This is a genomic window from Streptomyces erythrochromogenes, from assembly GCF_036170895.1.
In the GTDB taxonomy this organism is placed as follows: Bacteria; Actinomycetota; Actinomycetes; order Streptomycetales; family Streptomycetaceae; genus Streptomyces; species Streptomyces erythrochromogenes.
The window spans coordinates 4,566,170-4,587,528 of the sequence record NZ_CP108036.1; the positions used below are offsets into that span (position 1 = coordinate 4,566,170).

The 21,359-nt window shown below is 72.5% G+C and carries 20 protein-coding genes, 1 pseudogene and 1 riboswitch; of the genes and pseudogenes, 10 read left to right on the plus strand and 11 right to left on the minus strand.

Annotation, left to right across the window (positions count from 1 at the left end; all coding sequences use genetic code 11):
* Positions 1 to 30: 30 nt before the first annotated feature.
* Positions 31 to 1,026, plus strand: a pseudogene (locus OHA91_RS20820) (glycosyl hydrolase); the annotation flags it as partial.
* Positions 1,027 to 1,092: 66 nt separating this feature from the next.
* Here the strand turns inward: OHA91_RS20820 and OHA91_RS20825 are convergent.
* The 3 genes from OHA91_RS20825 to OHA91_RS20835 are packed head-to-tail and all read right to left on the minus strand — an operon-like array spanning position 1,093 to position 3,449.
* The gene (locus OHA91_RS20825) at positions 1,093 to 1,596 is read right to left on the minus strand and encodes a hypothetical protein (protein WP_031158124.1); all 504 of its coding nucleotides are present in this window, start codon (positions 1,594 to 1,596) and stop codon (positions 1,093 to 1,095) included.
* A 45-nt stretch (positions 1,597 to 1,641) separates the two neighbouring features.
* A complete protein-coding gene (locus OHA91_RS20830) occupies positions 1,642 to 2,265 on the minus strand; it encodes a response regulator (protein ID WP_030031022.1) in 624 nt (207 codons plus the stop codon).
* On the minus strand, positions 2,262 to 3,449 hold the full coding sequence (locus OHA91_RS20835) for a sensor histidine kinase (RefSeq protein WP_266500157.1): 1,188 nt from the start codon (positions 3,447 to 3,449) through the stop codon (positions 2,262 to 2,264). Before OHA91_RS20835 ends, OHA91_RS20830 begins: the two co-directional genes overlap by 4 nt.
* A gap of 373 nt (positions 3,450 to 3,822) precedes the next feature.
* Here OHA91_RS20835 and OHA91_RS20840 point away from each other — a divergent pair, with 373 nt between their 5' ends.
* A complete protein-coding gene (locus OHA91_RS20840) occupies positions 3,823 to 4,383 on the plus strand; it encodes a GlcG/HbpS family heme-binding protein (protein WP_328739734.1) in 561 nt (186 codons plus the stop codon).
* 32 nt (positions 4,384 to 4,415) lie between these two features.
* A complete protein-coding gene (locus tag OHA91_RS20845) occupies positions 4,416 to 5,828 on the plus strand; it encodes a M1 family metallopeptidase (protein ID WP_266500159.1) in 1,413 nt (470 codons plus the stop codon).
* Between the two features lie 14 nt (positions 5,829 to 5,842).
* On the opposite strand, the gene OHA91_RS20850 is transcribed toward OHA91_RS20845, so the two are convergent.
* Both OHA91_RS20850 and OHA91_RS20855 read right to left on the minus strand, forming a co-directional pair.
* A complete protein-coding gene (locus OHA91_RS20850; RefSeq protein WP_266500162.1) occupies positions 5,843 to 6,367 on the minus strand; it encodes a GNAT family N-acetyltransferase in 525 nt (174 codons plus the stop codon).
* A gap of 88 nt (positions 6,368 to 6,455) precedes the next feature.
* Positions 6,456 to 7,031, minus strand: a complete 576-nt coding sequence (locus OHA91_RS20855) for a TerD family protein (protein ID WP_031158135.1) — start codon at positions 7,029 to 7,031, stop codon at positions 6,456 to 6,458.
* Between the two features lie 157 nt (positions 7,032 to 7,188).
* On the opposite strand from OHA91_RS20855, the gene arfB reads away from it, so the two are divergent.
* Positions 7,189 to 7,614, plus strand: a complete 426-nt coding sequence (arfB, locus tag OHA91_RS20860) for an alternative ribosome rescue aminoacyl-tRNA hydrolase ArfB (protein WP_031158137.1) — start codon at positions 7,189 to 7,191, stop codon at positions 7,612 to 7,614.
* A gap of 25 nt (positions 7,615 to 7,639) precedes the next feature.
* Here arfB and OHA91_RS20865 read toward each other — a convergent pair whose 3' ends face one another.
* Entirely contained in the window at positions 7,640 to 8,206 is a 567-nt protein-coding gene (locus tag OHA91_RS20865; RefSeq protein WP_078959655.1) for a flavin reductase family protein, read from the minus strand.
* A gap of 301 nt (positions 8,207 to 8,507) precedes the next feature.
* Here OHA91_RS20865 and cdgB point away from each other — a divergent pair, with 301 nt between their 5' ends.
* The gene (gene cdgB, locus OHA91_RS20870; RefSeq protein ID WP_266500165.1) at positions 8,508 to 10,238 is read left to right on the plus strand and encodes a diguanylate cyclase CdgB; all 1,731 of its coding nucleotides are present in this window, start codon (positions 8,508 to 8,510) and stop codon (positions 10,236 to 10,238) included.
* 68 nt (positions 10,239 to 10,306) lie between these two features.
* Positions 10,307 to 11,341 carry a CBM35 domain-containing protein gene (locus OHA91_RS20875; protein WP_031158143.1) on the plus strand — a complete coding sequence of 345 codons (1,035 nt, stop codon included), beginning with the start codon at positions 10,307 to 10,309 and terminating at the stop codon, positions 11,339 to 11,341.
* A gap of 64 nt (positions 11,342 to 11,405) precedes the next feature.
* On the opposite strand, the gene OHA91_RS20880 is transcribed toward OHA91_RS20875, so the two are convergent.
* From OHA91_RS20880 to OHA91_RS20890, 3 genes are all read right to left on the minus strand, one after another.
* Entirely contained in the window at positions 11,406 to 12,326 is a 921-nt protein-coding gene (locus OHA91_RS20880; RefSeq protein WP_328739736.1) for a 1-phosphofructokinase family hexose kinase, read from the minus strand.
* A gap of 136 nt (positions 12,327 to 12,462) precedes the next feature.
* Entirely contained in the window at positions 12,463 to 13,614 is a 1,152-nt protein-coding gene (gene nagA, locus OHA91_RS20885) for an N-acetylglucosamine-6-phosphate deacetylase (RefSeq protein WP_031158146.1), read from the minus strand.
* A complete protein-coding gene (locus tag OHA91_RS20890; protein WP_031158149.1) occupies positions 13,614 to 14,573 on the minus strand; it encodes an ROK family protein in 960 nt (319 codons plus the stop codon). Before OHA91_RS20890 ends, nagA begins: the two co-directional genes overlap by 1 nt.
* 176 nt (positions 14,574 to 14,749) lie before the next feature.
* On the opposite strand from OHA91_RS20890, the gene OHA91_RS20895 reads away from it, so the two are divergent.
* Genes OHA91_RS20895 through otsB form a run of 3 tightly spaced genes read left to right on the plus strand, consistent with a single transcriptional unit; the run spans position 14,750 to position 17,214 of the window.
* Entirely contained in the window at positions 14,750 to 16,048 is a 1,299-nt protein-coding gene (locus tag OHA91_RS20895) for an ABC transporter substrate-binding protein (protein WP_031158151.1), read from the plus strand.
* A 41-nt stretch (positions 16,049 to 16,089) separates the two neighbouring features.
* Positions 16,090 to 16,326, plus strand: a complete 237-nt coding sequence (locus OHA91_RS20900) for a DUF3263 domain-containing protein (protein WP_030031449.1) — start codon at positions 16,090 to 16,092, stop codon at positions 16,324 to 16,326.
* Between the two features lie 39 nt (positions 16,327 to 16,365).
* The gene (gene otsB, locus OHA91_RS20905) at positions 16,366 to 17,214 is read left to right on the plus strand and encodes a trehalose-phosphatase (RefSeq protein WP_031158154.1); all 849 of its coding nucleotides are present in this window, start codon (positions 16,366 to 16,368) and stop codon (positions 17,212 to 17,214) included.
* Between the two features lie 147 nt (positions 17,215 to 17,361).
* Here otsB and OHA91_RS20910 read toward each other — a convergent pair whose 3' ends face one another.
* Together OHA91_RS20910 and OHA91_RS20915 are read right to left on the minus strand one after the other, a co-directional pair.
* Positions 17,362 to 18,720, minus strand: a complete 1,359-nt coding sequence (locus OHA91_RS20910) for an alpha,alpha-trehalose-phosphate synthase (UDP-forming) (RefSeq protein ID WP_266500169.1) — start codon at positions 18,718 to 18,720, stop codon at positions 17,362 to 17,364.
* A gap of 47 nt (positions 18,721 to 18,767) precedes the next feature.
* On the minus strand, positions 18,768 to 19,718 hold the full coding sequence (locus OHA91_RS20915; protein ID WP_031158159.1) for a glucosyl-3-phosphoglycerate synthase: 951 nt from the start codon (positions 19,716 to 19,718) through the stop codon (positions 18,768 to 18,770).
* Positions 19,719 to 19,903: 185 nt separating this feature from the next.
* Positions 19,904 to 20,061, plus strand: a riboswitch (SAM riboswitch).
* Between the two features lie 17 nt (positions 20,062 to 20,078).
* Between OHA91_RS20915 and thrC the strand changes: the two genes are divergently transcribed.
* Positions 20,079 to 21,353, plus strand: a complete 1,275-nt coding sequence (gene thrC, locus OHA91_RS20920) for a threonine synthase (protein ID WP_328739737.1) — start codon at positions 20,079 to 20,081, stop codon at positions 21,351 to 21,353.
* The last annotated feature ends 6 nt before the right edge of the window (positions 21,354 to 21,359 follow it).

Genomic DNA, 21,359 nt, shown 5'->3' on the forward strand with positions numbered 1-21,359 from the left:
ACACCGGTGCACGAGGCCTGTGGAGGTGTCATGTCCCACCGGAGCCGCCGGATCCGATGGCTGGTCGGCGCCGGCGCCAGTACGGTCGCCGTCGCCCTGCTCCTCGCGGTCGGCGGCCCCGGGCCGCGGCCGGCGCGGCAAGGCGCCGGGGGCGGCGAGGGGGCCGCCGGGACGGCCGTGGGCGCCTACCTGCACTACGGCTCGCCCGGCGTCGAGCGGATGGCGGAGCTCTCGCGCTGGCTCGGCGGTACCGAGCTGCGCGCCGGGCACACGTACCTCCCCGGCGACACCTGGGCGAACATCGAGGGGGCCCCGGATTCCCTGCGCACCTGGGCGCGGTGGCGCAAGGAGAGGGCCGACCGGCTCTTCGTCCTGAACGTGCCCATGCAGGAGCGCAACGAGGCCGGCGTCCCCGACGCACGGGTCGCGGAGCTGATCCGCGCCGGCGCCCGGGGTGCGAACGACCACCACTTCCGGCGGCTGGCCGGGCGGCTGGTCGACCTCGGGGTGCCGGACACGGTGATCGTTCTCGGCTGGGAGATGAACGGTTTCGACTACGCCCACCGCTGCCGTCCCGACCCCGAGAACTGGAAGACGTACTGGCGGCGCATCGTGGCCGCCATGCGGTCGGTGCAGGGGCAGCGGTTCCGGTTCGACTACGCCCCCAACCGCGGGGGTGACGCGATCGCCTGGACGCGCTGCTATCCCGGTGACGACGTGGTCGACGTCGTCGGCATGGACTCCTACGACCAGGAGCCCGGCCGTACCTTCGACGAGCAGGTCACCCAGCCCTACGGGCTCCAGCAGCAGGTCGATTTCGCCAAGGCGCACGGCAAGCGGATCTCCTACCCCGAATGGGGCCTGTTCCGCCGCGGCGACAATCCCGAGTACGTGCGGGGCATGCTGGCGTGGTTCGCCGAGCACGAGCCGCTCTACCACAGCATCACCGACTACTGCCCGCACGGCGTGTGGCAGTGCGGGCAGAACCCGCGCTCCGCGCAGGTGTTCCGGGAGTTCCTGTCCGGCGGCTGACGGCTCTGACCGGCTGACGGCCCTGACCGACTGGCGGATCTGACCGGAGGACGGCTCTGACTACGCCGGGACGCGCGGGAAACGGGCCTGGAGGGTCCAGATGGCCGGGTTGTCGCCGAGGCCGTCGTGCATGTCGATCAGGTCCGCGAGCAGGTCGTGCAGGAAGTCGCGGGCCTCGCGGCGCAGCAGCCGGTGGCTGAAGGTCAGCGGGGCCTCCTCGGCCGGCATCCAGTCGGCCTCGACGTCGACCCAGCCGAAGCGGCGCTCGAAGAGCATGCGGTCCGTGGACTCGGTGAAGTCGAGCTCGGCGTACTGGCGGTTGGCGGAGCGGCTGCCGCGCGGGTCCCGGTCGAGCTGCTCGACGATGTCGCACAGCGCCCAGGCGAAGTCCAGCACGGGCACCCATCCCCAGGCTGTGGATACTTCCCGGTCCGAGTTGGTGTCGGCGAGGTACACGTCCCCGCAGAACAGGTCGTGGCGCAGCGTGTGGACGTCCGCCGAGCGGTAGTCGGTCTGCGGGGGGTCGGGGAAGCGCCGGGAGAGGGAGTAGCCGATGTCGAGCACGTACCCGATGGTGTCACGGGTACGTGCGGGTCCCCACCCCGGTCGTCAGGAGGGGAGGAGGCGCTGTTCCTTCGCGACCGATACGGCGCCCGCGCGGGTGTCGACGCCGAGCTTGTCGTAGATCCGCCCCAGGTGGGTCTTGACCGTGGCCTCGCTGATGAACAGGGCGCGGGCGATGTCGCGGTTGCCGAGGCCGCGGGCCAGCTGCCCGAGGATGTCCAGTTCGCGGTCGGTCAGGGTGGGGCGGCTGCCGCGCATGTGGGCCATGACGCGGCTGGCGACCGGTGCGGAGAGGGTGGTGCGGCCCTGGGCGGCGGAGTGGATGGCGGCGAAGAGCTCCTCGGGGCGTTCGGCCTTCAGGAGGTAGCCGGTGGCGCCCGCGCCGATGGCCCGGGTGATGTCCGCGTCCGTGTCGTAGGTGGTGAGGACCAGGACGTGCGGGGGTTGCGGGAGCGCGGTGATGCGGCGGGTGGCCTCGACGCCGTCGATGCCCTCGCCGAGCTGGAGGTCCATGAGGACCACGTCGGGGTGGAGCTTGGCGGCCAGGGCGACCGCCTCCTCGCCGCTGCCGGCCTCGCCGAGGACCTCGATGTCGGGCTCGCTGCCGAGGAGGGCCAACAGGCCGGCGCGGACCACCACGTGGTCGTCGCAGAGCAGGATCGTCGTCATGGAGCGGGCTCCAGGGGAATGGCCGCGGAGAGGACGGTGCCCTCGCCCGGCGTGGATTCGATGGTCAGGGTGCCGCCCAGCTGGCGGACGCGGGCCCGCATCGCCGGGAGGCCGTGCCCGCGCCCGTCGGCGTCGGTGCGGGGCTCGGAGAAGCCGTGGCCGTCGTCGGCGATGTCGAGCACCACCTGGTCCCCGAGGAAGCTCAGGGTGAGTGCGGCCGTACGGGCGCCCGAGTGCTCCCGGACGTTCGCGAGGGCGCCCTGGGCTATGCGCAGCAGGGCCGACTGGACGCGGTCCGGGAGCGGGGCGGGGACGCCTTCGAGGTGGAAGCGGACCTCGATGTCGGGTCCGGCGTCGAGGGAGCGCAGGGCTTCGGCGAGGCCGGCGCCGTCGGCGAGCTCGGAGGGGGCCAGGTCGTGGACCAGTCGGCGGGCCTCGGCGAGGCCGTGTGCGGCGATGCCGGTGGCGGTACGGACGTGCCCGCGGGCGGTGGCGGGGTCGGTGTCCCAGGTGCGGTCCGCGGCCTGGAGCAGCATCTGCTGGCTGGACAGGTTCTGGGCGAGGGTGTCGTGGATCTCCATGGACAGCCGCTGGCGTTCGGCGAGGGTGCCTTCGCGGCGTTCCGTGGCGGCCAGCTCCCGGCGGGTCCGGATCAGGTCGTCGATCAGGGCCCGCTGGGCCTGGGCCTGGCGTTCCATGTGGACGAAGACGGCGGTGGCGAGGGCGGCGACGGCGGGCGGGGCCAGCAGCAGGTTGGGGTCGAAGGACTTGGACAGCTGGAGCTGGGCCGTCACGACGAAGGCGGTGAGGAGGGCCACCAGGACGATGGCGGCGCGTGGCGGGAGGGTGCGCAGGGCGGTGAAGAAGAGCGGTACGGCGCACCAGGCGAAGCTGGGCGCGAGGACGACGAGGACCACCCAGGTGGTGACGACCAGGCCGAGCCAGAGGAGGCGGCGGCGGGTGGGGGCGGCGCCGAGTGCGGGGCCGAGTACGTAGAGCAGGGCCAGGGTGACGCTGAGGGCGATGACCCACGGGGTGCGGGGTTCGCCGGGGTGGCGCAGCAGGAAGCGGGCCACGGAGGCGCCGAGGAGCAGGAAGAACGCGGTGTGGGCGACCGTCGCCAGCGTGCGGGTGTCGTCGCGCGGCGGGGCGGGTGTCACGGGGTGCTCCTCGGTCGGGGGCATGCGTCCATTGTCGGCTGCGGCGCCGGTTGCCCGCGGCGCGTGGCGGTGGGGGCGGCAGGTGCGGCGCCGCTCCCGGGGCTCCGCCCCCGGGCCCCGCGCCGGCGATGCTGAAAGGGCGGGGCTCCGCGCCGGGCCCCGGGGTCGGCGCGGCTGGATCGCCTCGGGTCCGACCAGGAAATACCGCGCCGGAGGCGAAGCGCATCGGCCGATCGGTTGACCCCCGGGTCAGCCGGTGCGGTGGGCGGGGCGAGCCGGTACGGGGACGGGGTGGCGGGGGCCCGGGCCACAGGCTTGGAGCAGTGAAGGAGCCGGCCCGACCGGCCCGGACCGACCCGATGCCGTCACCGTGCCACCGTTCTCAGGAGCAGCAGAGATGAAGACCCGCACCCGCGTTCTCACCGGTACCGTCCTCGCCGTCGCCCTGGGCGCCGGAGCCTTCGGTGCCGTGAGCGCCAGCGCGAGCCCCGCCGCCACCACCGCCCAGGCCGCCGCCGTCCCGGGGAAGAAGGACGGCCCGAGCGACAAGGACTTCACCACGACGACCCACCTGACCGTCGACGCCGCCACCCGCGCCGCCCAGGCCGCCCTCCGGGCCGCCGCGGCGGAGAACCAGAAGGTGACCGTCGCGGTGGTGGACCGCAACGGCAACACCATCGTCACCCTGCGCGGCGACGGCGCAGGCCCGCAGTCCTACGAGTCGGCGCAGCGCAAGGCCTTCACCGCCGTGTCCTGGAACGCCCCGACCTCCGTGCTCGTGGGCCGTCTGGCCCAGACCCCGAACCTGAAGGACATCCCCGGCACCCTCTTCCTCGGTGGCGGCACCCCGGTCCAGGCGAACGGCGCCCCCGTCGCCGGCATCGGCGTGGCCGGCGCCCCGAGCGGCGACCTGGACGAGAAGTTCGCCAAGGCCGGCGTGGACGCGCTGGGCAAGTAAATCGCGCGCTTTGCCCGCTTAGGATCGAGTGTGTGGACCACCGCGTACTTCCCCGCCTCGCCGCTCCTGCCGTCGCCGCCCTGCTCGCCGTCACCACGGCGTGCACGGGGGGCCCGGTGCAGGGGCGGCCGGGTGCGTCGGGGCTGCGCGATCCGTACTTCCCCAAGGCCGGCAATGGCGGCTACGAGGTCGAGCACTACGGGCTGGACCTGGACTACGACCCCGCGGACGGGGTGTTGCACGGCAGGGCCGTCATCACCGCGCGTGCCCGGCAGGGGCTCAGTTCCTTCAACCTCGATCTGAGCGGCCTGCGCGTCGAGGGCGTGGACGTCGACGGTGAGGGGGCCCGGTTCAACCGGACCGGCAACGAGTTGACCGTGCGCCCGGCGGACGACCTGAAGAAGGGCCAGGTCTTCCGCACGGAGGTCGCCTACAGCGGCAGGCCGAAGGCCCTCACGGACGCGGACGGCTCCAGGGAGGGCTGGATCACCGGTGAGGACGGCGCCGTAGGCGTCGGCGAGCCCGTCGGCTCGATGACCTGGTTCCCCGGCAACCACCACCCGAGCGACAAGGCCGCGTACGACATCACGATCACCGTCCCGCGCGGCTACGAGGCCGTGTCGAACGGGGAGTTGCGTTCCCGCACCGAAGTCACCGGCGGGCGCACGCGCTTCGCGTGGCACAGTCCGGAGCCGATGGCCAGCTATCTGGCGACCGCCGTCGTCGGCCCGTACAAGGTGACCACCGGGAAGACGCCTTCGGGGGTGTCCGTCTACAACGCGGTGTCGCCCGAGGAGGCGGCGGCGAGCGAGCGGTCGCTCGCGCGGCTGCCGGAGATGGTCGAGTGGGGCAGCGGCCGGTTCGGCCCCTACCCCTTCGGTACGGCGGGTGCGGTCGTGCTGCCGGCCGGGACCCTCGCCTACGCGCTGGAGACGCAGACCAAGCCGGTGTACCCGGGTGCGCCCGAGGACGAGGCGCTGGTGCTGCACGAGCTGGCCCACCAGTGGTTCGGCAACTCGGTGTCGCCGAAGACCTGGAAGGACATGTGGCTCAACGAGGGCTTCGCGACCTACGCCGAGTGGCTGTGGGACGAGGACCACGGCGGGCCCACGGCGCAGCAGCACTTCGACGCCCTCCTGGCCGGTGACACGGAGGTCGACGCGGCGGCCGACTCCGGCTGGGAGGCCTTCCCGCCGGCCGACCCGCCCGGGCCGGAGGACATCTCCGCGAGCCCGGTGTACCAGCGCGGCGCGATGGTCCTGCACCGGATCCGGCAGGAGGTCGGCGACGAGAAGTTCTTCGCCCTGGTGCGCGGCTGGGCGGCCGACCACCGGTACGGCAACGCGAGTACGGCCGACTTCACCGCCTACGCGCAGGAGAGGACGGGCCACGACCTGAAGCAGGTCTGGGACGTCTGGCTGTACGGGAAGGACCGCCCGAAGTAGGACTGCCGTCCCGGTTACGCCGCGTCGAGTGGCTTGCGCAGCACCGTGCAGTCGCGGCCCAGTTCGCGGTCCTTGGCGCGGCGCACGGGGGAGTACCCCTGGGACTGCCAGAAGGCCAGGCCCTTGGGGTTGTTGTCCAGTACGGCGATCTGTACGCCGGTGCGTCCGGCGGCGCGGAAGCGGTCCTCGACCAGGGTGGCCACGGCGCGGCCGTACCCCTCGCGGTGCGCGGTGGCGTCGATGAGCAGCAGCCCGATCCACGGGTCGTCGTCGCCGGGGGCGGCGGCCGGGTTGCGGTCCAGGGTGGCGGCGAGGCCGACGAGGCGGCCCGCGCTGCGGGCGAGGAGGATCTCCGCGCTGTCGTGGGCGAGTTCGTCGGCGAGGGAGGCCGCGACCTGTTCGACCGTGATGCGGTTCGGGTCGGGGAAGTCGCCGCCGAGTTCGAAGAACGCGTGGTTGGTCGAGTAGAGGGCGGCGATCTCGGTCAGGACCGGGCCCGGGAGGGCGCCGTCCACGGGGACCAGGGGTTGGAGGATCACCTGTGGAACGGTAGCGAAGCCCCCTCCCCGGACGGCCGGGAGGGGGCTTCGCCCGCGCTGGTGTCCGTCAGCGCCGGACCGTGCGGACTCAGACGTTGACGCCGAAGTCCTGGGCGATGCCGGTGAGGCCGGAGGCGTAGCCCTGGCCGACCGCGCGGAACTTCCACTCGGCGCCGTTGCGGTAGAGCTCGCCGAAGACCATGGCGGTCTCGGTCGCCGCGTCCTCGGAGAGGTCGTAGCGGGCGATCTCGGCGCCGCCGGCCTGGTTCACGACGCGGATGTAGGCGTTGCGGACCTGGCCGAAGTTCTGGCTGCGGCTCTCGGCGTCGTAGATGGAGACCGGGAAGACGATCTTGTCCACGTCGGCGGGCAGGCCGGCGAGGTTCACGTTGATGGCCTCGTCGTCGCCCGCGCCCTCGCCGGTGCGGTTGTCACCGGTGTGGACGATGGTCTGGTCCGGGGTGGACTTGTTGTTGAAGAAGACGAAGTGGCCGTCGGAGACGACCTTGCCCATCGGGTTGACGGCGATGGCCGAGGCGTCGAGGTCGAAGTCGACACCGGTGGTCGTACGGACGTCCCAGCCGAGACCGACCGTGACGGCAGCGAGGCCCGGGGCCTCCTTCGTGAGCGAGACGTTGCCGCCCTTGGACAGGCTGACAGCCATGGGAATGTCCCTTTCCTCATCCAACATGCACGTACAGGCGGTCAAGGTACCGCTGACCTCTATAACGCGACGAGAGGCCGGTCGGGTTCCCGTCCTGAATTCCGGATGACGACAAATGCGGGTGACGCGGGCCGGGCGGGCACGGATCATAGGGGGTATGCCTGGTCCCTATGTCATCCGCGGTTCGGTCGCGCTCCCCGAGGGGGAGCTCTCCTGGCGTTTCTCGCGGTCCTCCGGGCCCGGCGGGCAGCACGTGAACACCTCGGACTCGCGCGTGGAGCTGCTGTTCGACCTGGCGGCGACCAAGGCGCTGCCCGAGGTCTGGAAGGAGCGGGCGCTGGAGCGCCTCGCCGGCCGGCTGGTGGGCGGGGTGGTGACCGTACGGGCCTCCGAGCACCGGTCGCAGCTGCGCAACCGGGAGATGGCGCTGGTCCGGCTGGCCTCGCTGCTGGCCGAGGCGACGGCGCCGCCGCCCAAGCAGCGCCGCGCGACGAAGATCCCGCGCGGGATCAACGAGCGGCGGCTGCGGGAGAAGAAGGCGCGGGCCGAGACCAAGCGGGGCCGGACCGGCCGGGACTGGTAGCCGCGGCGGGAGCACGGCCTGCGGATCAGCCCAGGTGCCGATAGCGCCCGCGGAAGTGCGTCAGCGGCGGGGAGTCCGGGGAGGGCAGGGCGGCCGTCAGGACGCGGCCGATCACCAGGGTGTGGTCGCCCGCCTCGACGCGGTTCTCCGTACGGCACTCCAGGGTGGCGAGGGCGCCGCTCAGCAGGGGCGCGCCGGAGGCCTCGCCGCGTACGTACGGGAGGTCGGCGAAGAGCAGCCGGTCGCTGATGCGGCCCTTCATCGCGAAGCGGCCCGCGATCTGGAGCTGGTGGTCGGCGAGGACGGAGACCGCCCACAGCGGCTGCTCCGCCAGCAGGTCGTCCATGCGGGAGCCCTCGCGCAGGCTCACCAGGACCAGGGGCGGGTCGAGGGACACGGACATGAAGGCGGTCGCCGTCATGCCGACGTCCTCGCCGCGCGGCCCGCCGGCCGTCAGCGGGGCCTCGTGTGCGGTGATCAGGCACACGCCCGCGGTCAGCCGGGACATCGCGGCGCGGAACTCGTCATTGCTCACCCCCTCAGCATGGGGGCTCGTGTCGGGCGGGGCGGGTACGGGGGTCGTCTTCAGCACCCTTGAACGCTAATCCCGCCCTCCCGTGCGGCACATCGGGCCCTGGTCCGAGTCGTGCCCCCGCCCCTCGGCCTAGGCCCGGGCGTATCGTTTGCTCACGAGAAGGCGGGGGAGCGCTCCCAGTCCGAACCGTTCCAGCGCGTACCGTTATTCATCTCATGTGACTTGAGTCACAGAGGGCAAGATTTGTTGACCCTGTGTACCTGCCGCACAGCTCACTGTGATTCAGTGGACGGGACACCGCAACGAAACGCCGATGACAAACCTGGAGTTGCTGTCGAGGTCTCGGGGAGAGCGAGCAATGGAGACCGAGTCGGAGCCGTACGTCCGTCTTGCGACCCTGCGGCAGCTGCACCGGGTGGTGGCCGATCTCAACACGGCCCGGAGCCTGGCGGACACTCTGCAGACCGTCGTGGACGGCATCGTCGTGGGCCTCGGCTATGAGCTCGCCTGTGTCAACCTCGTTCGCCCCGACGGGGATCTCGTCGTCGCCGCCTTCGCGGGCGACCCCGCCGCGGAAGCCCTCATCACCGGTCGCGTGGGCTCCCGCGCCTCCTGGGAGCGCCGTCTGACGATGGGTGAGTGCTGGGACGGGCTCCGCTTCATCCCGCACACGGAGGGCTGGGTCCTGCTGGAGGACGACGTCCCCCAGTGGCACACCGACGGCCCCGATCCGCGCTTCGAGGACGAGTGGCACCCCGAGGACCGGCTCTATGCACCCATGTATGCGTCCGGCGGGGAACTTCTGGGTGTCATTTCGGTGGACAGACCGCGCAACGGCCGCCGGCCCGGTGCCTGGGGCCGCGAAGCGCTCCAGATGTACGCCTTCCAGGCGGCGATTGCGATCAGCAATGCCAGGCTCCGCGCGAACATGCAGCGCGCCCTCGTCCGGCTGGAACGCGAGCAGCAGGCGCTCCGCGCCAGTGAAGAGTCGTTCCGCCAGGCCTTCGAGTACGCGCCCAGCGGCATGGCCATCGCCGAGATGGGCGGTGACCAGCACGGCCGGCTGCTGCGTACCAACGACGCGCTGTGCCGGCTGCTCGGCCGCCCCGCCTCCGTGCTGCGCCGCTACTCCTTCTCCGACCTGGTCCACCCCGAGGACATCGGCACCCTGCTGCGCACCTCCGCCGAGGGGGGCCGCGCCGAGCTGCGCCTGGGCCGCCGGGACGGCACGTACGTATGGGTCTCGCTGCGCAACTCCGTCGTGGCGGACGCCGCCGACGGGCCGCGCTTCCTGCTCACGCACGTCGAGGACATCGAGGAGCGCAAGCGCCACGAGCTCCAGCTCGCCCACCGGGCCAGCCACGACTCGCTGACCGGGCTGCCCAACAGCGCCGAGCTGCGGGCCCGGCTCGGCGCGCGGCTGTGCCGCAGGCCGCAGTCCGCGCGGGCCAGCGCCATCGAGGCCCTGGACGCGGCCTACGAGGGGCGCGAGGTGCACGGCGGGCACGACGGGCACGAGGTGCGGGTGGAGGCGGGTGGTGCGGGCGAGCACGGGTTTCAGCCCGACGGCCCCGACCGGTACGCCGCATCGGACCCCTTCGACTTCCCCGGGGCGCCGACCGCCCCGACGGACGGACCGTACGACCACCACGTGCACACGGTGGCCCCCGCGGCCGACGTCGACGACGGGACGAAGGGGCTGGCGGTGCTCTTCTGCGACCTCGACGGCTTCAAGTCGATCAACGACCGGTTCGGGCACCACACGGGCGACGCGGTCCTGATCGAGGTCGCCCGGCGGCTGACGACGGGCGTCAGGGACGGTGACACCGTCGCCCGGCTGGGTGGTGACGAATTCGTCGTGCTGGCCGACGGCCTCGGTGCCGCCGACGCCGCGGACCTCGCCGTCCGGCTGCGCAACGCGATCATCCCGCCGATCCGCGTGGACGGCCGTGCGGTGCGTGTAGGCGCGAGTTTCGGCATCGGCTGGGCCAGCTGCGGCATGTCCGCGGACGAGGTGCTGCGCTCCGCCGACCAGCGGATGTACATCGAGAAGAGGTCCCGCTCCAAGGCACACCGCCGGGCGGGCTGAGGCGGTCCGTCACCCGTGTGTGCACCTGTTCGGGGTAGGCTCCCGGGGGTCGAAAGGAGTGACCTGCGATGACGACGCCCGCGAACAACGGTCCGCACGGTGGGGCGAACAAGCCCGAGGACGACGATCCGTTCGGCTACCTCTACGAGGATGGCCAGGCGGCCGGAGCCACCCCGCCCGCGTCGGGCGGCGGGTACGGCTACCCCGGCGGGGCGGTCGGCGGTCACCCCGGTGCACAGCCCGGTGTCCCCCGTACCTCGCACCACCAGGTGCGTACGGTCGGCGACCGCAGGAACGGCGGCCAGCGCGGCCCCGTCCCGCAGCAGCAGAGCCCCGGTTACCAGGCCCAGTACCAGGCCCCCGAGGCGCTCCAGGCGGGCGGCTACGGCGTTCCGCAGCAGCCCCAGTCCCCGCAGCACCAGACCCAGACGATCGGGCAGGCCGGCGGTCACGGCGGCCACGGTGGCGGTGGCTCCAGTCGGCGCGGCCTGCTGATCGCGGCCGTCGCGGTGGTCGGCGCGGTCGTGATCGGCATCGGTGCGGCCCTCGCGTTCGGCGACAAGGGCAAGGCCGAGGACAAGGGCAACGACACCGCGAACGGCGGCCAGCAGTCGGCGGCCCCGAAGGACCCGGCGAGCCCGACCCCGAGCACGAAGCCCTCGCAGGCCCCGCTGCCGAAGGGCGAGGCGGCCGGTGCGGGCATGGTGCTGACCGGCGGTGCGAAGCTGGACAGCACGGTGCCGGGTTCGAAGAGCTCGGGCGGTCAGTACGTCGCGGGCTTCAACCAGCCCGGTGCGGCCCTCACCTGGACGGTGGACGTGCCGGAGGCGGGCGACTACACGCTGTTCGTCAACTACGGCGTCCCCGGCAAGGACGGCAAGGCGACCCTCACGGTCAACGGGCAGACCCCGACCCAGGGGCTGAACCTGGCCAACTTCGCCAAGGCGGCCGACGGCGCCTGGGACAAGGGCTGGACGCGCACCTACGCGTGGATCACCCTCAAGAAGGGCTCGAACGCGATGAAGATCTCGTGCGAGCCCGGCAACCAGTGCGACGTGATCTTCGACCAGCTGGAGCTGGCCTCGGGCCACACCAAGCGCTGACCGAGACCCGCTGAACGCTTCTGGCCCTGCCGCTCGAGCGGCAGGGCCAGAAGCGTTTGCCGCGTCAGTTGCCGTTCCTCACGCGGACGGTCTGCCGCAGTTCCTCGTAGACGCCGGGGTCGAACTCTCCCGCCACCGGGGCCAGGACCGTGGCTGCCGAGAGGGCGACCGCGCGGGTGAGACGGTCCGGCCAGTCCAGGCCCTCCGCCAGGGCGGACAGCAGGCCGGCGACGACGGAGTCGCCTGCTCCGGTGGGGTTGCCGGACAGCGGGCGCGGCGGGGCCGCCTGCCAGGTGCCCTGGGCGGTGGCGGCCAGCAGGCCGGCCGGTCCCAGCGAGGTGACCACCGCGTGCGCGCCGCGGCGGCGGGCGTCGCGGCTGGCGGGGAGCGGGTCGCGGGAGCCGGTGAGCTCGGCCAGCTCGGCGGCGTTCGGCTTGATGATCTCGGGGCGGGCGGCGACCCCGCGGCGCAGGGCCTCGCCGCTGGTGTCCAGCAGGACGGGGACTCCGGCCGCGCGGGCCGTCCGTACGAGCACCGCGTACGCGCCCACGGGCACGCCCGGCGGGAGGCTGCCGCACAGGGCCACCGCCCGTACCCCGGACACGAGCTCCTCGTAGTGCGCGAGGAACCGCGACCACTCCGCGGGCGTGATCAGCGGGCCCGGCTCGTTGAACTGCGTGGTGTCGCCGGAGGCTTCGTCGACCACGGCCAGGGTGCGGCGCGAGGCGCCCCCGCAGGGGACCAGGGCGTCCACCACCCCGGGGGAGGCGGCCAGCGCGCTCCGTACGACGGAGCCGACCGGGCCGCCGGCGAAGCCCGTCGCCGTGACCTTGTGGCCGAGCGCGGCGAGGACGCGGGCGACGTTGAGCCCCTTGCCGCCGGGCCGTTCGGTCACGGCGGTGACCCGGTGCGAGGCGTGCGGAAGCAGCCGCGGCACGCGGTACGTGACGTCGAGTGCGGTGTTGAGCGTCACGGTCAGGATCATGGGCACCCCCGGGTCTGTTGCTGCCGGGATCATGCCAGGGGGTACCTCCCAGCGGTAGCCGGGGGCGAGGCGGTCGGCCCGGTCCCACGGGCCGGCCGCCTCGTCCCGTCCAGCCGCTCGGCCGTCAGGAGGACCCTCAGAGGGCCGGGCTGACGATCCATTCGCCGCGCCGCATGACGCCCTTGACGTCGAAGGCGGCGTCCAGGACGACGAGGTCCGCGTACTTGCCGGGCTCCAGCGAGCCGATCTCGTCGTACAGGCCGATCAGCTTGGCCGGGTTGGCGGAGATCGCCTGGACCACGGACTCCACCGGCAGCTTGTCGAGGGTCACCGAGCGCTTGAAGGCGGTGTCGAGGGTGAGCGTCGAGCCGGCGATGGAACCGCCCTCGACGAGGCGGGCCACACCGCCCTTGACCTCGACCTCCAGCGGACCGAGGTGGTAGGTCCCGTCGCCGAAGCCGGCCGCGTCCATGGCGTCGGTGATCAGTGCCACGCGGTGTGCGCCCGCGTGGTGGAAGGCCAGTTCGAGGGCGGCGGGGTGCAGGTGGGTGCCGTCGTTGATGAGCTCGACGGTGATCCGCTCGTCCTCCAGGAGGGCGGCGATCGGGCCGGGTTCGCGGTGCGCGAGCGCGGGCATCGCGTTGAAGAGGTGGGTGGCCACGGTCGCGCCCGCATCGATGGCGGCGCGCGTCTGCTCGTACGAGGCGTCGGTGTGCCCGATCGCGGCGATGACGCCGTGCTCGGCCAGCAGCCGTACGGAGTCCAGGCCGCCCGGCAGTTCGGTGGCCAGGGTGAACATGCGGGCGGCGCCGTGGGCCGCGTCGATGAGCTTGCGGACCTCGGCCGGGTCGGGGTCGCGGAGCAGGTCCTCCTTGTGGGCGCCCTTGCGGCAGGCGTTGATGAACGGCCCCTCGAAGTGGATGCCGGCGATCTCGCCCTGTTGGGTCAGCTCGGCCAGCAGCCCGGCCCGCCGGGCGAGTTCGTCGAGGTCCCCGGTGACGGTGGAGGCGACCAGGGTGGTGGTGCCGTGCGCGCGGTGGGTGCGCACGCCCCGGAGGACGTCCTCGGCGGTGCCGGAGGTGAACGAGGCGCCGCCGCCACCGTGGTTGTGCATGTCGACGAAGCCGGGGACGATCCAGTGCCCGGTCAGGTCGACGATCTCGGCGCCCTCGCGGGCGCTGCCGGCGATGCGGCCGCCGTCGACGATGACCCGGCCGCCCGCCACGGTCCCGGTGGGCAGCACCACCCTGGCGCCGGAGAGAACAGTGCTGTGTGCGCTTCCGGACATCAGGCCGGTACCTCCGTGGCGAGTAGGTCCCAGGCGAGCAGCCCTGCGCCCAGGCAGCCGGCGGTGTCCCCGAGGGCCGCCGGCACGATGTGGGGGAGCCGCTGGAACGTCACGCGCTCCTCCACGGCCTTCCGTAGTGGTGTGAACAAGGTTTCCCCCGCCTCGGCGAGCCCCCCACCGATGATCAGCGTGCGCGGGTCCAGCAGGGTGATCGCGGTGACCAGCCCGTCGGCGAGGGCTCCTACGGCGGCCAGCCAGACCTCGCGGGCGCGCGCGTCACCCGATTCGACGGCCTTGGCGCAGTCGGCGGCGTCGGCCCCGGGGTCGCCGGAGGCGGCCGCCCAGGCTCGGCTGACGGCCGCGGCGGAGGCGAGTGTCTCCAGGCAGCCGCGCTGGCCGCAGCCGCAGTCGGGGCCGCCGGGGCGGACCACGATGTGCCCGATCTCGCCCGCGTACCCGTGGGCGCCGGCCTCGATGCGGCCGGCGATGCCGATGGCGCCGGCGATGCCGGTGCCGAGCGGGACGAAGAGGAAGCGGTCGGCGCCCCGGCCGGCGCCGATGCGGCCTTCGGCGAGCCCGCCCGTGCGCACGTCGTGGCCGAGGGCCACGGGGATCCCGCCGAGGCGCCCGGTGAGCAGCGCGCGCAGCGGTACGTCGCGCCAGCCGAGGTTCGCCGCGTAGACGGCGATTCCGTTGTCGGCGTCGACGATGCCCGGGACGGCGACGCCGGCGGCCGAGGCGGCCCGTCCGAAGCGTTCCCGCCCGGTGGCGAGGAGCTCGGCGGCGAAGTCCTGGATCGTCTCGACGACGGCGTCGGGGCCCCGCTCGCGGCCGGTGGCGCGGCGCGCTTCGTGCAGCAGGGTGCCTCCCCCAGCTACCGCTGGGTGGTGCCCCCCTTCGGCGATGAGGGCGGCTTTTATCCCGGTGCCGCCCACATCGAGGGCGATGACGTGTTTCACGGGTTTCACAGAGACAGTCTCGCGTGCTCGGCGGGGAAAGGTCTAGTCCATTGAGGGGGATTGTTGAGTGACCATACAAATCGGGCGCCCTGGTGGGGGGCCTGATGTGGACGAGCCGCCAAAGTGGTGTAGACCTTACGTGGATCGTACGTACAACAAGGGGTGGATCGATACCTGTGAAGGGCCGTTACCAGAGCCTGGCCGCGTCCGGCGCCGCGCTGTGCCTGACCGCCGTGACGCTGACGGGCTGCGGAGCCATCGGCGGACTCACCGGAGACAACGAGGTGACCCTGCGGGTCGTGGCGGCCGACTACGGGGACAATCCGCAGAACTCCTCGGCGGCCTACTGGAAGGGCCTCGCCGAGGGCTTCCAGAAGGACCACCCCGACGTCAAGGTCGAGGTCAGCGTCTACTCGTGGTCCGAGGTCGACGCCAAGGTCGCCGAGATGGTCAAGGCCGGCAAGGCCCCCGACATCGCGCAGATCGGCGCCTACGCCGACTACGCCGCCGCCGGCAAGCTGTACTCCACGGCCGAGCTGCTCTCGGTGAAGACCGAGGCCGACTTCCTCGCCCCGCTCGCGGACGCCGGGAAGGTCAAGCAGACCCAGTACGGCATGCCCTTCGTCTCCAGCACCCGGCTGCTCTTCTACAACGAGAAGCTGCTGGCCGACGCGGGCGTGACCGGCAAGGACGGCAAGGGCTGGCAGCCGAAGAGCTGGGCCGACCTGGAGGCCGCGGCGAAGAAGCTCAAGGGCGCGGGCGTGCCCGTCCCCTTCGCGCTGCCGCTGGGCCGCGAGGAGGCGCAGGCCGAGACGATGATGTGGATGCTCGCGGGCGGTGGCGGCTACACCGACAACGAAGAGGGCTACTCCATCGACTCCGCCGACAACATCAAGTCGCTGGAGTTCCTGCGGGACAAGATGGTCGGGCAGCAGCTCGTCGGGCCCGTCGAGCCCGGCAAGCTGGACCGCCAGGCCGCCTTCGAGGCCTTCGCCAAGGGCGAGGTCGGCATGCTCAACGGCCACCCGACGCTGATGAAGCAGGCCGAGGCCAAGGGCGTGAAGTACGGCATGGTGCCGCTGCCGACGTCCGACGGCTCCCCGCAGCCGGCGATGGGCGTCGCGGACTGGGTGATGGCCTTCAAGAACGGCCACCGCGAGCAGTCCGGCAAGTTCCTGGACTACCTGTACCAGCCCAAGAACGTGACGGCCTTCACCGAGAAGTACGACCTGCTGCCCGCCACCACCAGCGGCTACCAGGCCAAGCAGGCCGCCACGAACGGTTCGGCGGCCCAGCTGAAGCCCTTCCTGGCGGCGCTGCCCAGCTCGCGGCTCTACCCGGTCGGCAAGAAGTCCTGGGCGGGCGTCAGCGAGGACATCAAGCAGAAGATCGGCACGGCCGTCCAGCCCGGCGGACAGCCCGCCAAGCTGCTGGAGGAGATCGCCACCTCGGCGCGCGCGGCGGACAAGGGCTGACCACGCCGCCGCCTGTCAGACGGCGGCGTTAATCTGGCGGTATGACGGACGAGGGGCAGCTGACGGCCACGGAGGCCGCGGTGCTCGCGTACGAGGGACGCACCTGGCCGGGGCCCGGAGCCAAGGAACGGGCCATACGGGAAGGACTGGGGATGACCCCCGTCCGCTACTACCAGCTGCTCAACGCCCTCATGGACGACCCGCGTGCCCTGGCCCACGCCCCGGGCACCGTCAACCGCCTGCGGAGGATCCGCGAGGCCCAGCGAGCCCGGCGATAGCCGTAGCCGTCGACCCGCCGGGCCGTTAGGGTCGTGCGTATGGGGAGCCATCCGCACGATCTGCCGATGCCCGTCACCGCAGCCGGACGCGAGGGACTCGAAGCCCTGCTCCGCGCACCCCGCCGGTCCGTGGTCGCCCTGGACTTCGACGGCACACTCGCCGACATCGTCCCGGACCCGGACCAGGCCCGGGCACATCCCGAAGCCGTTCCCGCGCTCTCGGCGCTCGCCCCCGAGGTGGACTCGGTGGCCGTGGTCACCGGGCGGCCCGCGGGCGTCGCCGTCCGCTACGGCGGCTTCGCCGGGGTGCCCGGACTGGAACACCTCGTCGTCCTCGGCCACTACGGCGCCGAACGCTGGGACGCCGTGTCCGGCATAGTCCACGCCCCCGCCGAGCACCCCGGGGTGGCGGCCGTACGGGCCGAGCTGCCCGGGTTCCTGGACTCCATCGGGGCCTGGCGCGGCACCTGGATAGAGGAGAAGGGCCGGGCGCTGGCCGTCCACACCCGGCGGGCGCAGGACCCGGCGGCGGCCTTCGCGGCGCTGCGCGAGCCCCTCACGGAGCTGGCCGCCCGGCACGGGCTGATGGTCGAGCCGGGGCGGGCCGTGCTGGAGCTGCGTCCCCCGGGCATGGACAAGGGCGTGGCCCTGACGGAGTTCCTGGCGGAGCGGGACGCGGAGACGGTGCTGTACGCCGGGGACGACCTGGGCGACCTCGCCGCGTACTCGGCCGTCGAGAAGCGCAGGGCCGACGGCCTGCCGGGGCTGCTGGTGTGCAGCGGCTCGGCCGAAGTCCCCGAACTCGCCGCCCGCGCCGACCTGGTCCTCCCCGGACCGGGCTCCGTGGCCTCCTTCCTCGCCGCGCTGGCCGTGGCCCTGCGGGGCTGACCGTCCGCTGCCGGGCGCGACGCCGCCCCCGGGCGACGCTGACACCCGGGCGCTGCCCGGACCCGGTCCTCAGACGCCGGACGGCTGGAAAATCCAGCCCCGCCGGCGATTGAGGCGCGGGGTCCGGGGCGGAGCCCCGGCAGTGGGTCAGGCCAAGGCGGCGAGCTGGGCCGTGAACCAGGCCGACGGGGGGAGGGCCGTCGCGGCCGCCGCCAGGCGCTTGGTGCGCTCCGCACGCTCCTCATCCGGCATGGACAGCGCCGCGTGCAGCGCCTCCGCCGTCTGCGACACGTCGAACGGGTTCACCGTCAGCGCGTCCTCGCGGAGCTCCTCGTACGCCCCCGCCCCCGTGGACAGCACCACCGCGCACCCCGCCTCCGACACCACCGGGATCTCCTTGGCCACCAGGTTCATCCCGTCCCGCACCGGGTTCACCAGCGCCACGTCCGCCATCCGGTAGACCGCCAGCGACCGCGCGAAGTCGTCCTTCACCGACACCAGCACCGGCTGCCAGTCCTCCGTGCCGAACTCCGCGTTGATCTCCGCGGCCAGCTCCGAGACGGCCTCCGTGTAGTCCCGGTAGACCTTCAGGTCCTGCCGCGACGGGTACGCCGAGGCCAGGTGCACCACCCGGCCCCGCCACTCGGGGTGGACCTCCAGCAGCTCCCGGTAGGCCAGCAGGCCCCGCAGGATGTTCTTCGACAGCTCGGTCCGGTCCACCCGGGCGATCGTCCTGCGGCCCGCGACCTCCGCCCGCAGCTGCGCCAGCTTCTCGTCCACCTCGGGCCGGTGCGCGAGCGCCCGCAGCTCGTCGGCGTCCACGCCCAGCGGGAACACGGCCACGCGCCGCGCGTCGTCCGGCTGCGCGGCGCCCGCGAAGGCGTCGGCCCAGGCCCGGGTGTGGAAGCCCACCACGTCGGCGCCGAGCATGCCCCACAGCAGCTCGCCGCGGATGTCCTGCGGGAGCATGTCCAGGAACTCCCGCGAGGCCCACGGCGTGTGCGTGAAGTGCGCGATCCGCAGGTCCGGCCGCAGCTCCCGCAACTGCCCCGGGACCAGTGCCAGGTGGTAGTCCTGCACCAGCACGCGGGCCCCCTGCGCCGCCTCCTCGGCGAGGGCGCGCGTGAAGGCCTCGTTGTACGCGACGTACGAGGCCCAGCGGCGCCGGAACGCCGCGTCGAAGACCGGTTCGCGCGGCACGTCGTAGAGGTGGTGGTGGGTGAACCACAGCACCGAGTTCGCGATGCCGTTGTACGCGTCGTCGTACATCGTGGGATCGATGTCCAGCATCCGGACGCCCGGCTCGGAGACGTCCTGCCGGACCGCCTCCCGGTCCGCGTCCGACAGCGCCGCGCAGATCCACAGTGCCCCCGGCTGCTCCGCGAGGGCCGCCGAGAGTCCGGAGACGAGACCGCCCCCGCCGCGCCGGGCACTGAGCGTGCCGTCGTCGGAGAGGGCGTAGGAGAGCGGGCCGCGGTTCGCCGCGACGAGTACCTGAGAAGCCATGCGCCGAACCTAGCCCGGCCCGCGCTCGCTCAAACGTATGGACACGGTCATGCCACGTGGCGCCGGCCGTACTCCTTCACGCCTAGCATCGGCGGCCGCTCCTCGGTGTCCACGGCGTACGTGCGCGGCACGAAGCCCTCCGGGCCCCGCTCGAACTGCGTCAGCTCCGGCCGTACGAGGTGCCCGCGCGAGAGCCGTACCTGGGCCGTGCGGTAGATCGCCGCGGCCATCCGGCCCAGCGCCTGACCGTCCTGATGGCGGTGGAGGCGTACGCCCACGTCCACCTGGGCGAGCGCGTCCAGGCCGACCGTGTGCAGTGCGTCGACCAGCAGGCCCAGCTCGACGCCGTAGCCGACGGGGAACGGCAGCCGCTCCAGCAGGGAGCGCCGTACGGCGTACTCGCCGCCCAGCGGCTGGACGAAGCCGGCCAGCTGCGGCCAGTGGAGGTTCAGCAGCGGGCGGGCGACCAGCTCGGTGACCCGTCCGCCCTGGCCGGGGGCGTCTCCCAGCGGCCGGTCGTACATGGCCTTGACGAACTGCACGCCGGGGTCGGTCAGCAGCGGGCCCACGATCCCGGAGACGAAGGAGGCCGAGAAGTCCCGCAGGTCGGCGTCGACGAAGCAGACGATGTCGCCGGTGGTGGCCAGCAGCGAGCGCCACAGCACCTCGCCCTTGCCGGGCAGCGCCGGGACCCTCGGCAGGATCTCGTCGCGGTGCACCACGCGGGCGCCGGCCTTCGCCGCCACCTCGGCGGTCCGGTCGGCCGAACCCGAGTCGATCACGACCAGCTCGTCCACGAGCGGGACCGGCAGTCCCTCGATCAGCTCACGCCGGACGACCTCGACGATCGCGCCGACCGTCGCCTCCTCGTCCAGCGCGGGCAGCACCACGCTGACCGTGGTCCCGGCCGCCCGTTTGAGGTCGAGCAGCTGGTCGAGCGGTCGGTCGGCGGCGGACCAGGAGCGGTCGGCCAGCCATCGCTCCACCTCTTCCAGCACCCTCAGCACTCCCTGCTCGTCGGCGTTATCGGCCGTTATGTGATCCATCTCGCGGTTCGGACGGCTGTCTCAACCGCCCGCCCCTTCGGTTACAGTCTTGAACAACGCGAAGGACCACCGCATGCCGGGGTCCCCCGCGTACAAACGCACCGGCGCGCCACAGAGCGCGTGTGCCGGTGCCATACCGCTCATCCAGAGGGGCAGAGGGACACGGCCCGTTGAAGCCCCGGCAACCCTCCAGTCGGTTCTCGCGATCGCGCAGCAGCGCTCGTCAGCGAGGTCCCCGGCTAGGGAAGGTGCCAATTCCGTCTCATGGCGAAATGCGCCATGGGGAAGATGAGGAGAAAGGGCCTCGCCATCATGGCTGCACAGACTGTCGCCACCTCTGTCGATCTCGGACCTGCCACGGGCCTTTCCTGTCGCGAGTGCGGTACCCGCTTCGAACTCGGTCCCATCTTCGCGTGCGCCGAGTGCTTCGGACCCCTGGAAGTCGCCTACGAGCTCCCCACCGGTGACCCCGAGGCCCTGCGCGCCGCGATCGAGGCCGGCCCGAACAACATCTGGCGTTACGCGCCGCTGCTGCCCGTCCCCGCGGACGTGGCCTCCAAGCCGAGCCTGAACCCCGGCTTCACCAAGCTCGTCGACGCGGCCAACCTGGCCAAGGAGCTGGGCGTCACCGGCAAGCTGTACGTCAAGGACGACTCCGGCAACCCGACGCACTCCTTCAAGGACCGCGTCGTGGCCATCGCCGTCGAGGCCGCCCGCGCCTTCGGCTTCACCACCCTGTCCTGCTCCTCCACCGGCAACCTGGCCGGCGCCGTCGGCGCCGCGGCCGCCCGGGCCGGCTTCCGCTCCTGCGTGTTCATCCCGCACGACCTGGAGCAGGGCAAGGTCGTCATGGCCGGTGTGTACGGCGGCGAGCTGGTCGGCATCGAGGGCAACTACGACGACGTCAACCGCTTCTGCTCCGAGCTCATCGGCGACCCGCTGGGCGAGGGCTGGGGCTTCGTCAACGTCAACCTCCGCCCGTACTACGGCGAGGGCTCCAAGACCCTGGCGTACGAGATCTGCGAGCAGCTCGGCTGGCAGCTGCCCGACCAGATCGTCATCCCGATCGCGTCCGGCTCGCAGCTGACGAAGATCGACAAGGGTCTGCAGGAGCTCATCAAGCTCGGCCTCGTCGAGGACAAGCCGTACAAGATCTTCGGCGCCCAGGCCGAGGGCTGCTCCCCGGTGTCGACCGCCTTCAAGGCCGGTCACGACGTGGTCCGTCCGCAGAAGCCGAACACCATCGCCAAGTCCCTCGCGATCGGCAACCCGGCGGACGGCCCGTACGTCCTGGACATCGCGCGCCGCACCGGCGGCTTCGTCGAGGACGTGACCGACGAGCAGGTCGTCGAGGCCATCAAGATCCTCGCGCAGACCGAGGGCATCTTCGCCGAGACCGCGGGCGGCGTGACCGTCGGCGTGACGAAGAAGCTCATCGAGAACGGGCAGCTCGACCCGGCGCTGACCACCGTCGTCCTCAACACCGGTGACGGCCTCAAGACCCTGGAGGCGGTGGCCGCGGACAGCGGGCAGACCGCCACCATCCGCCCCAGCCTGGACGCGTTCCGCGCCGCCGGCCTGGCCTGACCACAT

Bases quoted from the DNA above. Each gene is read 5' to 3' on its own strand.
- OHA91_RS20830 (WP_030031022.1), bottom strand. From the start codon at position 2,265: ATGACGACGATCCTGCTCTGCGACGACCACGTGGTGGTCCGCGCCGGC.
- OHA91_RS20835 (WP_266500157.1), bottom strand. From the start codon at position 3,449: ATGCCCCCGACCGAGGAGCACCCCGTGACACCCGCCCCGCCGCGCGAC.
- OHA91_RS20840 (WP_328739734.1), top strand. From the start codon at position 3,823: ATGAAGACCCGCACCCGCGTTCTCACCGGTACCGTCCTCGCCGTCGCC.
- OHA91_RS20855 (WP_031158135.1), bottom strand. From the start codon at position 7,031: ATGGCTGTCAGCCTGTCCAAGGGCGGCAACGTCTCGCTCACGAAGGAG.
- arfB (WP_031158137.1), top strand. From the start codon at position 7,189: ATGCCTGGTCCCTATGTCATCCGCGGTTCGGTCGCGCTCCCCGAGGGG.
- cdgB (WP_266500165.1), top strand. From the start codon at position 8,508: ATGGAGACCGAGTCGGAGCCGTACGTCCGTCTTGCGACCCTGCGGCAG.
- OHA91_RS20875 (WP_031158143.1), top strand. From the start codon at position 10,307: ATGACGACGCCCGCGAACAACGGTCCGCACGGTGGGGCGAACAAGCCC.
- OHA91_RS20880 (WP_328739736.1), bottom strand. From the start codon at position 12,326: ATGATCCTGACCGTGACGCTCAACACCGCACTCGACGTCACGTACCGC.
- nagA (WP_031158146.1), bottom strand. From the start codon at position 13,614: ATGTCCGGAAGCGCACACAGCACTGTTCTCTCCGGCGCCAGGGTGGTG.
- OHA91_RS20900 (WP_030031449.1), top strand. From the start codon at position 16,090: ATGACGGACGAGGGGCAGCTGACGGCCACGGAGGCCGCGGTGCTCGCG.
- otsB (WP_031158154.1), top strand. From the start codon at position 16,366: ATGGGGAGCCATCCGCACGATCTGCCGATGCCCGTCACCGCAGCCGGA.
- OHA91_RS20910 (WP_266500169.1), bottom strand. From the start codon at position 18,720: ATGGCTTCTCAGGTACTCGTCGCGGCGAACCGCGGCCCGCTCTCCTAC.
- thrC (WP_328739737.1), top strand. From the start codon at position 20,079: ATGGCTGCACAGACTGTCGCCACCTCTGTCGATCTCGGACCTGCCACG.